Origin of the sequence: Irregularibacter muris (assembly GCF_024622505.1) — a bacterium.
Lineage (GTDB): Bacteria > Bacillota > Clostridia > Eubacteriales > Garciellaceae > Irregularibacter > Irregularibacter muris.
This window is the reverse complement of sequence record NZ_JANKAS010000005.1, coordinates 186871-202936: the sequence shown is the minus strand read 5'-3', so window position 1 is coordinate 202936 and position 16066 is coordinate 186871. Positions and strand designations below refer to the sequence as shown.

Sequence of the window (16066 nt, the reverse complement as noted above, 5' to 3'; positions counted from 1 at the left end):
TACTCTATGGAGCCACAGCCATCGGTCGTGATCTAGCCCCTCGGGTATCGGCAAGAGTACATACAGGACTAACGGCAGATTGTACAAAACTAGAAATCGATGAAGAGAGCAAAAACCTGAGAATGACTAGACCCGCCTTTGGGGGAAACATCATGGCCACCATACTTTGCCCAGATTATCGCCCACAAATGGCCACCGTGCGTCCAGGGGTTATGCAAAAGATTACACCGATCAAAGGGGCAAAAGCCCTTGTGGAAGAATTTGCTCATGAATTTAAGGCAAATGCCAAGTACGTAGAAGTAATGGATGTAATCAAGAAAGTAAGCGATAAAATCGATATACAAGAAGCCAAGGTCTTGGTATCTGGAGGACGGGGAATGGGAAGTCCTGAAAACTTTGAACTGTTAAGAAAACTGGCAGAGGTTTTAGGAGGAGAAGTCAGTGCCTCTAGAGCAAGTGTGGATGCTGGTTGGGTAGAAAAAGACATTCAAGTGGGTCAAACGGGAAAAACTGTACGTCCCAATCTATATATTGCCTGTGGAATTTCCGGTGCCATCCAGCATTTAGCAGGCATGGAAGAATCCGATATTATCATTGCCATCAACAAGGATGATTCAGCCCCCATATTTGAAGTAGCAGATTATGGAATTGTGGGGGATGCAACGAAAATCCTTCCCATACTTACGGAAAAGATTAAAGTAGAAATGGATGCTAAAAAGTAATTTGTGATTATCTAAGATGGTGGTGTAGGTTTATTCATTAGGAAAGATAATTAGGAAGGGGTGTAGAGGGTGAAAGGAAAAACCATAAAGGAATTAAAAATAGGGGATAGAGCATCTGTGAGTAAGACAATAACTGAAACAGATGTCTATATGTATGCAGGAATAACCGGCGATCTAAATCCTATGCATATTAATGAAGAAGTAGCTAAACAAACTATGTTTAAAGGAAGAATAGCCCATGGGATGCTTACTGCGGGATTAGTATCTGCTGTTCTTGCTATGCAGCTGCCAGGACCGGGCACAATATATATGGGACAGGAATTAAAATTTGTATCTCCTGTAAGATTTGGAGATACCATCACTGCTGAAGTTGAGGTAGTAGAGTTTATAAAAAACAAAATGGTAAGACTAAAAACAGATTGTACCAATCAAGAGGGAACAGTGGTATTAGAAGGATATGCTTTGGTGATGCCACCAAAGTAAACAATGTAAATAGGGGGATAAACTATGAGAGAAGTAGTTATTGCCAGTGCAGCGAGAACACCAGTGGGAAGTTTTGGAGGAGCTTTATCTAAAGTATCAGCCATTGATTTAGGAGCTGTTGCAGCAAAGGAAGCCATCAAAAGAGCAGGGATTCAATCTGAAATGATTGATGAAGTGGTTTTAGGAAATGTTTTATCTGCAGGATTGGGACAAAACACAGCCAGACAGGTAGCGATAAAGTCAGGCATTCCTGAATCTGTGCCAGCGATGACCATCAATAAAGTCTGTGGTTCTGGCCTTAGAGCTGTGAGCATGGCGGCTCAATTCATTATGCTAGGAGATGCAGACATCGTCCTTGCAGGAGGAACAGAAAGCATGAGCAATGCTCCCTATATACTCCCTTCCGCTAGATGGGGCCAAAGAATGGGCGATGGGAAAATTGTAGACTACATGGTACATGATGGACTATGGGATATTTTTAATGACTATCACATGGGCATAACCGCAGAAAATGTGGCAGAAAAGTGGAATATCACAAGGGAGCAACAAGATGAATTTTCCTTAAAGAGCCAGCTAAGGGCAGAAAAAGCACAAAAAGAAGGAAGATTTAAAGAAGAAATTGTCCCTGTAGAAGTTCCCCAAAGAAAAGGAGATCCAATCATTGTAGATACAGATGAACATCCAAGACATGGCGCCACGATAGAAAAACTCGCTAAATTAAGACCTGCCTTTAAAAAGGATGGGACAGTGACCGCAGGAAATGCATCGGGGATCAATGATGGTGCAGCGGCCATTATCGTCATGTCCAAAGAAAAGGCAGATGAATTGGGGATTAAACCCTTAGCTATTATAAGATCTTACGCATCAGCAGCCCTTGATCCAAAAATTATGGGTTATGGACCTGTACCTGCCACCAAATTAGCCCTTCAAAGAGCAGGACTAGAGGCAAAAGACTTAGACCTTGTAGAGGCTAATGAAGCTTTTGCTGCCCAGTCCTTAGCCGTAGTAAAGGATTTGGGCCTAGATACTGAAAAAGTCAATGTAAATGGTGGAGCCATTGCTCTAGGTCATCCTATCGGAGCCTCTGGAGCAAGAATTTTAGTTACCCTTCTTTATGAAATGGAAAAGAGAGAGGCAAAAACAGGTTTGGCCACCCTTTGCATAGGTGGAGGTCAAGGAACCGCTTTAGTGGTGGAAAGATAGACAACTCATAGGAAAAAGATGTTTATGATAAATGAACATCTTTTTTCTATATCTAGAACATAGGAGTGTCTCCTTAGACGGCATAAAGGATATGAGACGATTATTTTCATTGTCCGTATTGACTTTAGAGAAGAATGAATGAGGGAAATTGTGGTAATGAAAACGATTGCCGAAACATTGTAATTTTATTGACAATGTCGACAGCCAGTGATAAAATAAGGGTGTAGTACGTATATGGGTACGATGTGTATAAATACGAACAAAATGAAATTAGAAAGGGGGAAGAGTGTAAAACCTTAGATTATGGAATTTGATTCATGGCAAGCTTTAGCAGTACACAAAAGAGAAGCAAAAGGTATATAAAAAAGCTTATACATTATATTAACGTCATATAACCTATAGCAAAGATGGAAAAAACATATCATACTATTATACATCATTTGATTGCTAGGAACGATTTTTAGAAAGTCATTTCCATATTATGGGTGATATACACTGTAGCTATATACAAAGAGCATAATGAATGTCTTGCATTTAGTAAGATCATTATTCATATGAACAGGCATAAGGTTTATGATGATGATGTATAACATTGGATAGTTTATTATTTACAAAAATTTAGTCGGGGAGGCATTAAATATGTCGAGTACATTGTTGGTTTTTAACTTAGTCATCTCCATAGCAATTATCCTTATCGGTATTGTTTTACTAAAGGCAAACCCAGCATTATCTATGGTTTTAGCCAGTTTATATATGGGTGTAAGTTCAGGATTCACTTGGGCTGAGTCTGCTGGCATAATTAGCACTGGTTTTGGGAATATGATGACAGATATAGGTTTACCCATAGGTCTTGGTGTTATTTTAGGTCAATTATTATCGGATACGGGTGCAGCTCAAGTGATAGCTGAAAGCATTGTTAGTAAGTTTAAAAAAGAAATAGCTATTTATGCCGTTGGGGTAGCAGGATTTGTATTATCCATACCGGTATTCTTTGATGTAACCTTTATTATTTTAATCCCCATCGGTATTGCTATTGCGAAGGAATTAAACAAGCCAATACCCTTTATAACAGGAGCTCTTTCTGCAGGTGCTGCCATCGCCCATAGCCTTGTTCCACCCACCCCTACTCCATTGGCTGCAGGGGATATTTTCGGATTTAGTACCGGAACCATGTTGATTGTAGGACTTATTGTTGGAGCGATTGCTGTGACGGCAACGGTATTTATCTATTCGAAGATCTTGACTAAGACAAAATACTGGAATCCAGAAAAAGATATTAATCATAGTTCACCCGTTACTGAAAAGCTAGCATCGCTTGCTACAGAAGAAATAGCTGCTTCGGATGAAAATAGGATAAGAACTTCTAGTGATAAACCAGGATTCTTATTCTCCATGTGCCCAATTGTAATCCCTGTTCTTTGTATTCTTTCAGGAACCATTGGAGTTGCGATTTATGGGGAAAACTTACCCCAATTCATCGAATTTATGAGTAATAAATTAATTGCTATCTTACTTGGGACTATAGTTGCTTATTTAATCGGATATAAATATCTAGGTAAAAAAGGTGTGGATGAGTGTGCCAATGAAGGATTAAAAACGGCTGGAATTGTATTATTGGTTACAGGAGCAGGTGGGTCCTTTGGTGCCATTATTAAAGCCACGGACATTGGAAATCACCTAATCTCTGCATTGGGAATAGATACAAATAATGTAGTTATGGTTCTCTTATTTGCTTATTTCATAGGTTTTATCTTCAGAGTTGCACAAGGTTCTGGTACAGTTGCAGGACTTACTTCCATGGCTATTTTAGCACCTATCGCAGTAGCCGTTCCAGTTCATCCTGTTTACATAGCTATTGCTTGTCTAGCTGGAGGAAATAGTATAGGCCATGTGAATGATAGTGGTTTCTGGGTAGCAACAAATCTTTCAGGTTTATCTGTTACTGGAGGGTTGAAAACTTATACCACAGCAATAGGTATTTCCACCATTATAGAAATGATATGTGTAATTACTGCAGCACTATTATTCCCTATGGCATAAAAAAATTTATTCTTTTAAAAATATAAATAATCAAGAGCTGCCTATGCCAAAAGTAAAGCATAGATATGAAAATTGTCTAATCAGAAATGATGGTGGAATGAATATCTATGCTTTGCTCTATATCATAATAAAAAAGCAATTGTACAGAAGTTTTAGGGAAAGATGAAAACTTCTGTTTAAATTCTTGTTTCAAAGGACAAGAAGGACGAAAATATTTTGAATAATCGAGGAGGGGTTAAAATGTCAGTAGTATCAAAACTTACTCAAGGTGTAGAACTTCCCAAAATGGTGAAAATTAAGCAAAACTTTGACAGATCCCACATATCAGAGGAAAAAATCCCCCAAGTGGTCTACGACCAACTTCAACGGGAAGAAATCAAATTACAAATTAAACCGGGTATGAAAGTAGCGATTACCTGTGGAAGCAGAGGCATTGCCAATATAAATATCATTATAAAAGCTATTGTAGATTTTGTTAAACAATGTCAAGGGCAACCTTTTGTCATTCCTGCTATGGGCAGCCATGGAGGTGCAACCCCAGAGGGACAAAAACAAATTCTCAATGATTATGGTGTTACAGAGGAGTTTCTAGATTGTCCAGTGATTTCTTCTATGGAAACCAAACAAATTGGGTCAACAGCTGAGGGGCATCCAGTACTTATTGATAAACATGCAGCAGAAGCAGATGCCATTATTGTATGCGGAAGAATTAAAGCGCATACTGCTTTTCAAGGCTCTTATGAAAGTGGATTAATGAAAATGATGACCATTGGATTAGGTAAACAGCATGGAGCAGAGGTAACCCATGAAGCAGGATTTGGTAAAATGGCTCATTTAGTCCCCCTATTTGGTAATGCAATTCGCAAGAATGCAAATATAATCTGTGGATTAGGAATTATTGAGAATGCCTTTGATCAAACCTACAAACTTATAGGTCTGACCAATGAGGAAATCCTTGAAAAAGAACCTGAGCTTCTCCTAGAAGCAAAAAGAATGATGGGAAGGATTCTTTTTGAATCCGCAGATGTATTGATTGTAGATAAAATTGGAAAAAACTGTAGTGGAGATGGTATGGACCCCAATGTTTCAGGTAGGTTTGGCACTCCCTATGCCTCCGGTGGCATACAGTCTGAAAGGGTAGTTGTCTTAGACTTGACCAATGAAACCCATGGCAATGCCAATGGTATAGGAATGGCGGATATTACCACTCAGCGTTTAGTGGATAAGATGAATTTAGAAATAACCTATCCCAATGCCATCACATCTACACTAATCAATATGGTTAAGATACCCCTATATCTAAAAACCGATAAAGAAGCAATTCGTTTAGCATTAAAGACATGCAATCACGCTGATAAATTAAATTCAAGGATTGTGAGAATACAAGACACCATGCATCTGGAATACATTTATATCTCAGAAGCAATGCTAGAAGAAGCGACACGAAATCCAGATATTGAGGTCGTAGGTAAACCTGAAAAATGGCCATTTGATGAAGAGGGTAACTTACATTTATAGATAGAAAGAATATAGATAAAGGGGGTAAATTCAGTGCTAAATGCTGTAATTATTCATGAAAATGATTCGGTAGCTATTGCCATAGAAGAAATCGCAAAGGGTGAAATGGTATCCCTTAAAACTTTGGATAAAAAGGATATGCTTTTTGAAGCACTTAACGACATACCTATGTATCATAAAATCGCTCTTAAACCGATTAAAGAAGGTCAGCCTATTTTAAAATATGGGGAGCATATAGGACAAGCTTCTGAGGATATTGAGAAAGGGAGCCATGTACATGAACATAATGTCGAAAGTGTAAGGGAGGATCTACATGTCTAATAAAAATATGAATTTTTGGGGATATAAACGTCCGGATGGAAAAGTTGGTATTAGAAATCATATCTTGATTTTACCTGCTAGTGTATGTGCTTCTGACACCACTAGAATTATCGCAAATCAAGTGAATGGAGCCATAACATTTAATAATCAAAATGGATGTTCACAACCTCCAAAAGATTTACAACTCACTGTAGATGTAATGAGTGGCTTTGCTGCAAATCCCAACATATATGGAACGGTTGTAGTGTCATTAGGGTGTGAAAATGCGCAGATGGATCTATTATTAAAGGAAATTAGCAAAAGAACCAATAAACCAGTTAAATCCTTGATTATTCAAGAAGAAGGTGGGACTTTAAAAACCATCGAAAAAGCTGTAAGATATGCTAAAAATTTATTAGCAGAGGCCAGTATGCTCCAAAAGGAAGAATTTCCCATGTCTGAATTGATTATAGCCACAGAGTGTGGTGGGTCGGATACTACAAGTGGTCTTGCATCCAATCCAGCTATAGGCAGTCTCAGTGATAAAATAGTTGATTTGGGTGGTACATCCATTCTAAGTGAAACTACTGAATTAATAGGTGCAGAACATATTTTAGCAAAAAGAGCAAAGAACGAGGCAGTCAAAGAGAGAATCTATGAGATTATAGAAAGATATGAGGAAAGTTTAGAATTAATAGGAGAAAGGGTAAGGGATGGAAATCCATCTCCTGGAAATAAAACTGGAGGATTAACCACTTTAGAAGAAAAGTCCCTTGGTTGTATTCATAAAGGAGGAACGACTACAATAAATGAAGTCTATGATTATGCCAAAGATGTTATAGAAAAAGGACTTGTTATTATGGATACACCAGGAAATGATCCATCATCTATAGCGGGAATGGTTGCAGGTGGAGCACAAATCGTTGTATTCTCCACAGGAAGAGGTACTCCAACTGGAAACCCAGTTGCACCAGTCATTAAGATTACAGGGAATAGAGAAACCTACAATAAGATGGAAGATAATATAGATATTGATTGTTCGGGATTTATATATGGGGAACAAACATTAGATGAATTAGGCAATATATTGCTAAAGGAAGTACAAGAAGTAGCCAGTGGAAAACAAACAAAAGCAGAACAACTAGGCTATATGGAAATAGCGATAATGCGGGCATGCAATTATGTCTAAAATTAGCGCAAACGCAATGGGATAATTAGAATACAAAATATCTGATGGTATAGAAATTAGATGCTGGAGGGCAACCATCTGATATTTATTATAAGTAGAAATAGAGGTTACAATCCAATAAAGATAGAAGGAGTGTCAAATGATGAGGGCAAAATGGTTAACACCAGTAATTACAGCATTTGATAAAGAAGGGAATATTGATCATCAAGCAAATAAAAACATGTATGATCATTTAATTAAAAACAATAGCGATGGAATCGTTGTAATGGGTAGCATTGGGGAATTCTTTGCAATGAATCTAGAGCAGAAAAAAGAATTAGCACAACTGGCCATAGAACATATTCATAATAGAACAAAAGTAATTGTAGGAACGGGAGGAATGTTAGTTAAAGAAACCATAGAACTCTCAAATTATGTATATGATTTAGGGGCAGATGCAGTTATGGTGATAAGCCCCTATTATTTCAAATTAGCTGAAAAAGATATCCAGTTATTTTATGATGAAGTAGCCAAAAACACTAAGGCAAAAATATATATGTATAACTTTCCAGCAATAACAGGATATAATATTACTCCAGAAATAACCCTAAACCTATTAAACAAACATAGTAATATTATAGGATATAAGGATACCGTAACAGAAATGAATCATACTAGGGAACTTATTAATAAAATAACCAAAGACTTTCCTGAGTTTGAAATTTATTCAAGTTATGATGAAAATTTTGCCCATAATGTTTTAAGTGGTGGTGCAGGAGCTATAGGTGGTTTATCCAATATCATTCCAGAGATTTGTGCAAAATGGGTTGAAGCCATTAATAAAAAAGAATTTCATGAAGTGGAAAAAATGCAAAAGTTTATTAATAAAATGATGGCAATCTATGACATAGCCAATCCTTTTGTTTCTACTCTCAAAAAGGCTGTGATGCTAAGGGGAGTGGAAATAAAAGATTATTGCATACTTCCTCTTGCACAAGTTAATCAAGAACAATCTTCAAAAATTAAATCCCTAATGGAAGAGTTAGAGATTCTTTGCTAAGTTTCAATGCCCCATATAATTATTCTGTATAAAAGATACAAGCAAAGTATAGATACAGGATAGCCAATGAAAGAAAAACTATGGATTTTTACCTTTGGTAGCTATTCCATAAAAAATCAGTACAAAAGTATAGTGGGACAATAGATATCCCCGGTCAAATATCCTTTAGTATTTTACCAGCGAGATATCTATTGTCTCATTTTTATGCAAAAGTACACCGATATTCTCCTAAAAATGGAAAATAGGGAGGGCTACAAAAAAACTACATTCTTGTAAGGATTAAGGAGACATTATATAATATAAAATAGCATATGAAGAAAAGGATGAAAGAATTGAAAGAATTTATTACATATAGTCCACAGCAAACCTTTGAATTAGGACAAAGGATAGGAGAAAAGTCCTTACCCGGCACTGTGATTTGCCTTTCAGGAGAAATGGGAGCAGGAAAAACCGCCCTTACCCAGGGCATTGTAAAAGGTATAGGTATAGAAGATTATGTCACCAGTCCTACTTATACCCTAGTTAATGAATATTACGGAGATATACCGGTTTATCATTTTGATGTCTTTCGAATAGAAGATGTAGAAGAGCTGGATGAAATAGGCTTTGATGAATATCTTTATGGACAGGGTGTAGTGATTATTGAATGGCCTTCCCAGATTTTGGAGAGCCTACCTAAAGAATATTTATGGATTTCTATAGATAAGGGTGAAAAGGAAGATCAAAGAATTCTAAAGCTAACAGCCCAGGGAAAGTCCTATGAAAAACAAATAGAGGAGTTGTAAAAATGAAAGTATTGGCCCTAGACACCTCATCTATTGTGGCTACTGCAGCCCTAGTGGATGAAGATAGAGTGATTGGTGAGATGATCATTAATCATAAGAAAAATCATTCGGAAAAACTAATGCCCATTATTCAAAATTTATTGGAAGAAGTGGAAGTAGAAATAAAAGAAATAGATGCCTTTGGGGTATGTATAGGCCCAGGTTCCTTTACGGGTCTTCGTATAGGGATGGCTACAGCTAAGGCTTTGGCCCAGGTAGCAGATAAACCTATGGTGGGCATATCCACCCTAGAGGCATTAGCCTACAATCTCCCCTTTAGCCAAGGGAGTATTTGTCCCATACTAGATGCTCAAAGAAATCAGATCTATACGGGTCTTTATCAATGGAAGAATAAAGAATTGATTGCCCTTGAAAAAGATCAAGCCATAGGAGCAGAAGAATGGATTGAAAAATTAAAGGATCGAGAAAAACCTATAATCCTTGTGGGTGATGGTGTGGCCAAATTTGGAGCCTTATTTCAAGAAAATCTACAGGGAAAAATAATGATAGCCCCTCCTCCAGTGAGAATGCCCAGGGCATCTTCCATTGGCAGTCTTGCCTTGCAGAGAGTGCAAGAAGGAAAAGCTCAACATTTCAAAGACATTAGCCCCCAATACCTCAGAAAATCTCAAGCAGAACAGAATTTGCACAATAGATAGAAGGTAGATGGTCCAAGAGAAAAGGGGAGCTTTCCATGGAGAATGAGGAGAAAAGTAGAAAGTAGGTAAAGTGATGGAAGATATAAAAATTATGCTCATGACCATAGAACATATTGAAGAGGTAATGAATATTGAAAAACTATGCTTCCCCAATCCATGGTCTGAGAAAGCCCTTATCCAAGAAATAGAATATAATCAATTGGCTAGGTATAGGATCATTACCCATGGAGATGAAGTTATAGCCTTTGGGGGTATGTGGCTCATTATGGACGAGGCCCATATTACCAATATAGCTGTTCATCCTGATTATAGGGGGCAAGGAATAGGGGATTTATTGCTAAGAGCATTAATAGAAGTAGCTGAAAGAGAAGGGATTTTTCAATTAACTCTGGAAGTACGCCCCAGTAATTATCCTGCTATACAACTCTATTATAAATATGGTTTTGAAGTGGTAGGCAGGAGAAAGGGCTATTATGAGGATGATGGAGAGGATGCCCTAGTCATGTGGAAAAAAGGGGTATAAAGGGGGAAACTATGAATAAAATATTGAATAAAATTTCCCTAGGATTAATCATCATTACTTTGCCTATAGTGATATTACTGACCTGTGTGGAAATCGCAACTTTTAATAGAAGTTTTTATTGGAATGAATATGAGAAACACCAAGTTATGGAAAATACCGGTATAGAAAAGGTTGAATTAATGGATATTACCGAGGAAATGCTGGATTATTTAAAGGGAAAACGGGAGGATTTGATTATCCATGGAGAGGTAAGGGGAAATCAGCAATTGATTTTCGATGAAAGAGACCAATTACATATGGTGGATGTGCAAAAACTCTTTTTACAAGGTTTTAGTTTACGAAATACCTGTGCTATTATCGTTCTTCTAGCCGCACTTTATTTATTGCTCATAAAAAAAGATAAAAAAACTTTTGCTAGGGGAGTATTTCTCTCAGGGGTTATTGCCCTGGGAACAATCCTTTTAATGGGTCTTATTATTACCACGGATTTTTCTAGATATTTTGATATGTTTCATTATATATTCTTTTCCAATGATCTTTGGCGTCTAGATCCGGGGCAAAGTATCCTGATCAATTTGGTTCCCCTAGAATTTTTCATAAATATAGCAGGGAGAATCGCTATATATTTTTTCCTTGCTATGGGCAGTTGTATAGCCCTTAGTGGTTTTTATCTAAGAAAAATAAATAAAAGGACAAAATTCCATTAAACATAACTTAGGGGTTATGTTTGCAATAGGCCTGTTTAACCATGGAGAACCGTGGTATATACTATATAAATCCTAAATAAAGGGGGAGGAATTTTGTATAAAGACGAAAAGCTACCATTTGAAAAGAGGATTAATGGACTGAAAGAAAAGCTAAATGAATTAATGAAGAACTATGATGGACAAGTTACCTCCGAACTTATTACTATGAGCCAACAGTTAGATACATTAATAGATGAATATTATCAAAGAAAATATAAAAAATAAAGGGACACCCTTTATTTTGAAACAGAAAAGTTGGACATACTTGTTAGGAAGCAAACTTTTCTATTTCACAAAGGCGGCGTTAGCCGCTTTATTGTTTTTTATAAAAATTGAATTTTTGTGCAAAGAAATTAGAATATAAGGAAAAGGGAGAGAAGTTCATGAAATATTCCATAGGAGAAATGAAAGATACTATAGAAGAAAATAAAAATCGGGATAAAGAGATTATACTAATGGCTATTGAAACCTCCTGTGATGAAACCTCTGTTGCTATAGTAAAAAATGGACGAGAAGTTTTATCCAATCAAATATATTCTCAAATAGATATCCACCAACAATTTGGGGGAGTGGTACCCGAGGTGGCATCCCGAAATCATCTTGAAAAGATTCCTCATATTATTGAAGCGGCCTTAGAAGAATCAAAGGTTTCCTATGAAGACTTAGATGGCATTGCCGTAACCTATGGTCCAGGGCTGGTGGGAGCCTTATTGGTGGGGCTATCCACAGCGAAAGCGATAGCCTATGGTTTACATATCCCCCTCATAGGAGTACATCATATTGATGGACATATTGCAGCCAATTATATAGAAGATCCCCATCTGGAGCCACCCTTTGTTTGCTTAGTGGCATCGGGAGGGCACAGCCATCTAGTTTACGTAAAAGATTATGGGGAATATGAAGTCTTAGGAAGAACTAGGGATGATGCAGCGGGAGAAGCCTTTGATAAGATAGCAAGAGCCTTAAAACTAGGTTATCCTGGTGGACCATTGATTGATCAGAAAGCCAAAGAAGGAAATTCCCATGCCATAGAATTTCCCAGGTCTTATTTGGAAGGGGATAGCTATGATTTTAGCTTTAGTGGACTTAAATCCTCTGTGCTTAATTATTTAAATAGCTGTAAAATGAAGGGCAAAGAAATTGTGGTAGAGGATGTAGCGGCAAGTTTCCAACAGGCTGTGGTAGAAGTATTGGCCAACAAGACCATTAAAGCTGCCCTAGAGAAAAAGGTGGATAAGGTATGCCTTGCGGGGGGAGTAGCTGCCAATAGTGCTTTAAGGCGGGCGATGAAGGACTTAGCAGGAAAAAATGGGTTAGAGCTAGGTTATCCCTCACCTATTTTATGTACAGACAATGCAGCCATGATAGGAGCTGCCGGTTACTATCAATATAGACAAGGCAATCTTAAAGATCTTTATTTAAATGCAGTACCTAATTTACCATTAATCTTAAAAAAGAATATTGGATAGGAAGGGATAGAAGGTAGGTGTGAAAATCTACCTTCTATTTATTTTGGCATTTATGTAAACAAAAACATTTTAAAACAATTTTAAAAAGGAAAATTATTATTTTATCAACCTGTGGAGTGTCCATAGGAGAATTTATGTGGACATTGTGGACAAGTTTTTAGAAATGCCAAGAGTATCCCCAATTTTATTACGAAAAAGCTGTGGATAACTCTGTGGACACTGTGGATAATGTGTGGACAGCCTGTACAAAACTTTTAACTAAACGAAGTTAGACAAAATAAATAAAAAAAATAGTGGATTTTGTAATAATTTATGGTCAACCGATTAATGATGGTGGCATCAGGAGTTTACAGTGCTTTATTTAAGATCTTAATCTCCTGATGACAAAATTTGAGCTTTTTTCAGAGGAAGTAGGTGCAGATATTGTCGATATCCTTAGGCATGATCTTTTGGGTTAGCCTTTAGACTTTTATTGCCCATGAGGTATCCACTTTTTTCTAAGACCTTTCTAACCTGTATAGTGACAATAGAGCAAAATACCAATTTGATCAAATCAGGAATAATAAAGGGAATGACCCCTGCTGCCAAGGCTTTTGAAATAGAGTGGGTATAAACAATTGAAAGTTGTATTGCCCCAATACTATAGACAATGATCAATCCAATAATATTGATAAAAAACATATAAAAAATATGGACATCTTTCTTCAGTTCTATTAATTTTCCCATAATAAAAGCTGAAAGAATAAAACCTGTAATAAAGCCTCCTGTAGGACCAATTAATTTAGGAATACCGCTGGTAAAACCTGCAAAGACTGGTAATCCTACTATACCCAATAAAATATACATCACAACTGATAGAGTGCCCAATCGACTACCTAAAATAGTAGCTGCTAAGGTAATTCCAATAACTTGCAAGGTAATGGGAACAGGGGAAAAGGGCACAATAATCTGCAGGGGAGAGATTATTGCCAGTAGTGCTGCGAACATTCCAACTAATACCATTTCTTTAATTTTCATCATATCCTCCTTAGTTAACATTTTAATTTATTTGGTTTACCAAACCATTATATAAAGAAGAAAAAGTATAGTCAACCTATTTAGATATAAAAGTTTACGTAAAAGTCATAAGGTCTTTGTATATTTTGCATAAATCCCAAAATAAGGGGTAAAAAAGGGTAAGGAGAAAAAAGGAGGTATTTTATGACTAAGGTATTATTTCATGTGCCCATAAGGGAGGAGCAGTTGAAGGAGTTAGAGAAGGATTTTCCCAATGTAGAATTTATAAGGAGAAATTCAGAGGAATCTGTAGAAGATCTACTGCCAGCAATAGATATTTGGGTTACTTACGGTATGAACGTGAAAAAAGAACATATAGATCTAGCCAAAAATTTAAAATGGATTGCGGTCTATAGTGCAGGGGTAGATAAACTACCTTGGACAGAAGTGCAGAATAGAAATATTTTTGTTACCAATGTACGGGGAATACATAGGCATTGTATAGCAGAACAGGTATTTGCCTATGTATTATCCCATGAAAGAAAATTAATACAGCAGCAGGAGCAACAAAAAAATAATGTCTGGGATAGACAGATCAAACCTGGAAGTTTATACGGTAAAAGGATGGGCATTATTGGAACAGGAGCTATTGGACAAGAAATTGCCCGTAAGGCCAAGGCCTTTGATATGAGGACCATTGGAGTACGGAAAACCCCTAAAGATACAGAATATATGGATGAAATGTATTCCTTAGAAAAATTTCATCAAGTATTAAGCTTAAGTGACTATGTCATCATGGTTTTACCCTTGACCCTGGAAACAAAGCATATTATGGACAAAGATGCCTTTAAGGCCATGAAAAGGAATGGATACTTTGTCAATATTGCTCGAGGAGAAGTAGTGAATACTCCAGATTTAATGTGGGCTATAGAGGAAAATATCATTGCAGGGGCAGCCTTGGATGTATTTGAAGAAGAACCTCTTCCCAAGGATCACCCTCTATGGTCTTTAGAAAATATAGTAATTACTCCCCATACCGCAGGATTATTTCCCGATTATATCAAAAGGTCCAATGATATTTTTAAATATAATTTAGAAATATATATAAAGAATAGGGATGGAATAGAGAAGGAAAAAATGATGAATGTTGTAGATCCTAAGAAGGGGTATTGAAGTTGATCTTACCCTAGCATTATACCCTTGGAGAAGTTAAATTTTCATTTATCCATATTCCTTTATTCCCTCCAATTATGGTATAATATTTAATAAATATTCTGAATACTTATGGAATAGATACCTTTAGGATTATCACAAAAATAAAACACTGAACCAGATAATAGGAAAAGTTAGAGTCCTGCGGGACTCCTATATCACCAGAGCGGCTATAGCCGCTTTTTTGTGGAAACCAATGGTTTTCATGAAGATATCCATATCATAGAAGTCACAAAAATTCCTAAAACTTTTCATATAGTTGTTACTATCTTATCCTTTAAAAGGGTGTATCTATAAAAGCTCAGGATTTGAAAAAGCTTTAAGAACTTCAAAGAATGATTTATATTCCATGATAAAGAGGTGGATTTTATGATTCAATTTAAAAATGTTACCAAAAGGTATAAAAAATCAAAAGTTTTAGCATTGAATTCATTGACAGTGGATATTCAAGATAATGAAGTTGTTTGCTTATTAGGGCCTAACGGAGCGGGAAAGACCACCTTAATAAAATGTTTGACCGGTCTTATTCTTCCGGATAGCGGTGAGATTTATATACAGGATGAAAATATTCTATTGACCAAGAATATGTATATGAAAGACGTAGCAGTTGTGCTAGAAGGTGCTCGAAACTTATATTGGAGAGCCACTGTAAGAAGTAATTTTCATTATTTTGCTGCATTGAAGGGAAAAAAAGCAATAGAAGTAAATGAAAACATTGACAAATATAGCAAACTATTTGGTATAGATGAAATTCTCAATCGACAAGTAAATACTCTATCCTTAGGGCAAAAACAAAAGGTTGCCATAGTATCAAGTATTCTATTGGAACCAAGGATATTAATACTGGATGAACCCTCTAATGGATTAGATATCGATTCTAAAGATATGCTAATAAAAATGCTGGAGAAAATAAAGAAACAGTTAAATACTACAATTTTAATAGCCTCTCATGATTCAGATTTTATTAGAAAAATAGTCGATAGGGTTATGATTATTCATAGTGGAGAAGTGAAAAAAATTCTAATTAACGATAATATTACCAATACTCTAATTGAAGAAGAGTATTTAAAAATTGTGTCTTCATAAAGAGAAGCAATTTCATTTCTTAATAAAAAATACGAAGTTGTAATAAAAGGAACATGT

General features: G+C 36.5%; 17 protein-coding genes. 16 read left to right on the top strand and 1 reads right to left on the bottom strand.

Features of this window, described 5'->3' with window-relative positions:
- The 14 genes from NSA47_RS07945 to tsaD form a co-directional block, all read left to right on the top strand.
- Positions 1 to 722, top strand: a 722-nt coding sequence (locus NSA47_RS07945; RefSeq protein WP_257530715.1) for an electron transfer flavoprotein subunit alpha/FixB family protein, incomplete at its 5' end; no start/stop codon positions are given.
- A gap of 69 nt (positions 723 to 791) precedes the next feature.
- Positions 792 to 1205 carry a MaoC family dehydratase gene (locus NSA47_RS07940; RefSeq protein ID WP_257530713.1) on the top strand — a complete coding sequence of 138 codons (414 nt, stop codon included), beginning with the start codon at positions 792 to 794 and terminating at the stop codon, positions 1203 to 1205.
- 24 nt (positions 1206 to 1229) lie between these two features.
- On the top strand, positions 1230 to 2408 hold the full coding sequence (locus NSA47_RS07935; RefSeq protein ID WP_257530711.1) for an acetyl-CoA C-acetyltransferase: 1179 nt from the start codon (positions 1230 to 1232) through the stop codon (positions 2406 to 2408).
- A gap of 639 nt (positions 2409 to 3047) precedes the next feature.
- Positions 3048 to 4448, top strand: a complete 1401-nt coding sequence (locus NSA47_RS07930; RefSeq protein WP_257530709.1) for a GntP family permease — start codon at positions 3048 to 3050, stop codon at positions 4446 to 4448.
- 240 nt (positions 4449 to 4688) lie between these two features.
- The gene (locus NSA47_RS07925) at positions 4689 to 5966 is read left to right on the top strand and encodes a nickel pincer cofactor-dependent isomerase, group 22 (RefSeq protein WP_257530707.1); all 1278 of its coding nucleotides are present in this window, start codon (positions 4689 to 4691) and stop codon (positions 5964 to 5966) included.
- A 33-nt stretch (positions 5967 to 5999) separates the two neighbouring features.
- Positions 6000 to 6287 (top strand): UxaA family hydrolase, encoded by a 288-nt coding sequence (locus tag NSA47_RS07920; RefSeq protein WP_257530705.1) that lies wholly within the window; start codon positions 6000 to 6002, stop codon positions 6285 to 6287.
- A gap of 7 nt (positions 6288 to 6294) precedes the next feature.
- Entirely contained in the window at positions 6295 to 7455 is a 1161-nt protein-coding gene (locus NSA47_RS07915; protein ID WP_257530723.1) for a UxaA family hydrolase, read from the top strand.
- A gap of 142 nt (positions 7456 to 7597) precedes the next feature.
- Positions 7598 to 8494, top strand: a complete 897-nt coding sequence (locus NSA47_RS07910) for a dihydrodipicolinate synthase family protein (RefSeq protein WP_257530703.1) — start codon at positions 7598 to 7600, stop codon at positions 8492 to 8494.
- Between the two features lie 311 nt (positions 8495 to 8805).
- Positions 8806 to 9279, top strand: coding sequence for a tRNA (adenosine(37)-N6)-threonylcarbamoyltransferase complex ATPase subunit type 1 TsaE (gene tsaE, locus NSA47_RS07905; protein WP_257530701.1), 474 nt, complete (start codon positions 8806 to 8808; stop codon positions 9277 to 9279).
- A 2-nt stretch (positions 9280 to 9281) separates the two neighbouring features.
- Positions 9282 to 9977: a tRNA (adenosine(37)-N6)-threonylcarbamoyltransferase complex dimerization subunit type 1 TsaB gene (gene tsaB, locus NSA47_RS07900; protein WP_257530699.1), complete on the top strand. Its 696-nt coding sequence runs from the start codon at positions 9282 to 9284 to the stop codon at positions 9975 to 9977.
- 73 nt (positions 9978 to 10050) lie between these two features.
- A complete protein-coding gene (gene rimI / locus NSA47_RS07895) occupies positions 10051 to 10500 on the top strand; it encodes a ribosomal protein S18-alanine N-acetyltransferase (RefSeq protein WP_257530697.1) in 450 nt (149 codons plus the stop codon).
- 11 nt (positions 10501 to 10511) lie between these two features.
- Positions 10512 to 11207: a TIGR01906 family membrane protein gene (locus NSA47_RS07890; RefSeq protein ID WP_257530695.1), complete on the top strand. Its 696-nt coding sequence runs from the start codon at positions 10512 to 10514 to the stop codon at positions 11205 to 11207.
- 93 nt (positions 11208 to 11300) lie between these two features.
- The gene (locus NSA47_RS07885; protein WP_257530693.1) at positions 11301 to 11471 is read left to right on the top strand and encodes an aspartyl-phosphate phosphatase Spo0E family protein; all 171 of its coding nucleotides are present in this window, start codon (positions 11301 to 11303) and stop codon (positions 11469 to 11471) included.
- A 158-nt stretch (positions 11472 to 11629) separates the two neighbouring features.
- Positions 11630 to 12715: a tRNA (adenosine(37)-N6)-threonylcarbamoyltransferase complex transferase subunit TsaD gene (tsaD, locus tag NSA47_RS07880; RefSeq protein WP_257530691.1), complete on the top strand. Its 1086-nt coding sequence runs from the start codon at positions 11630 to 11632 to the stop codon at positions 12713 to 12715.
- Between the two features lie 435 nt (positions 12716 to 13150).
- Here tsaD and NSA47_RS07875 read toward each other — a convergent pair whose 3' ends face one another.
- Entirely contained in the window at positions 13151 to 13732 is a 582-nt protein-coding gene (locus NSA47_RS07875; RefSeq protein WP_257530689.1) for a biotin transporter BioY, read from the bottom strand.
- 183 nt (positions 13733 to 13915) lie between these two features.
- On the opposite strand from NSA47_RS07875, the gene NSA47_RS07870 reads away from it, so the two are divergent.
- Positions 13916 to 14884 carry a D-2-hydroxyacid dehydrogenase gene (locus NSA47_RS07870; protein ID WP_257530687.1) on the top strand — a complete coding sequence of 323 codons (969 nt, stop codon included), beginning with the start codon at positions 13916 to 13918 and terminating at the stop codon, positions 14882 to 14884.
- 408 nt (positions 14885 to 15292) lie between these two features.
- Entirely contained in the window at positions 15293 to 16009 is a 717-nt protein-coding gene (locus NSA47_RS07865; RefSeq protein ID WP_257530685.1) for an ABC transporter ATP-binding protein, read from the top strand.
- Positions 16010 to 16066: the final 57 nt, after the last annotated feature.

Coding starts and splice junctions, on each gene's coding strand:
- NSA47_RS07865 (WP_257530685.1), top strand. CDS start 15,293: ATGATTCAATTTAAAAATGTTACCAAAAGGTATAAAAAATCAAAAGTT.
- NSA47_RS07935 (WP_257530711.1), top strand. CDS start 1,230: ATGAGAGAAGTAGTTATTGCCAGTGCAGCGAGAACACCAGTGGGAAGT.
- NSA47_RS07930 (WP_257530709.1), top strand. CDS start 3,048: ATGTCGAGTACATTGTTGGTTTTTAACTTAGTCATCTCCATAGCAATT.
- NSA47_RS07910 (WP_257530703.1), top strand. CDS start 7,598: ATGAGGGCAAAATGGTTAACACCAGTAATTACAGCATTTGATAAAGAA.
- NSA47_RS07870 (WP_257530687.1), top strand. CDS start 13,916: ATGACTAAGGTATTATTTCATGTGCCCATAAGGGAGGAGCAGTTGAAG.
- NSA47_RS07875 (WP_257530689.1), bottom strand. CDS start 13,732: ATGAAAATTAAAGAAATGGTATTAGTTGGAATGTTCGCAGCACTACTG.
- tsaE (WP_257530701.1), top strand. CDS start 8,806: ATGAAGAAAAGGATGAAAGAATTGAAAGAATTTATTACATATAGTCCA.
- tsaD (WP_257530691.1), top strand. CDS start 11,630: ATGAAATATTCCATAGGAGAAATGAAAGATACTATAGAAGAAAATAAA.
- NSA47_RS07890 (WP_257530695.1), top strand. CDS start 10,512: ATGAATAAAATATTGAATAAAATTTCCCTAGGATTAATCATCATTACT.
- NSA47_RS07925 (WP_257530707.1), top strand. CDS start 4,689: ATGTCAGTAGTATCAAAACTTACTCAAGGTGTAGAACTTCCCAAAATG.
- rimI (WP_257530697.1), top strand. CDS start 10,051: ATGGAAGATATAAAAATTATGCTCATGACCATAGAACATATTGAAGAG.
- NSA47_RS07915 (WP_257530723.1), top strand. CDS start 6,295: ATGAATTTTTGGGGATATAAACGTCCGGATGGAAAAGTTGGTATTAGA.
- tsaB (WP_257530699.1), top strand. CDS start 9,282: ATGAAAGTATTGGCCCTAGACACCTCATCTATTGTGGCTACTGCAGCC.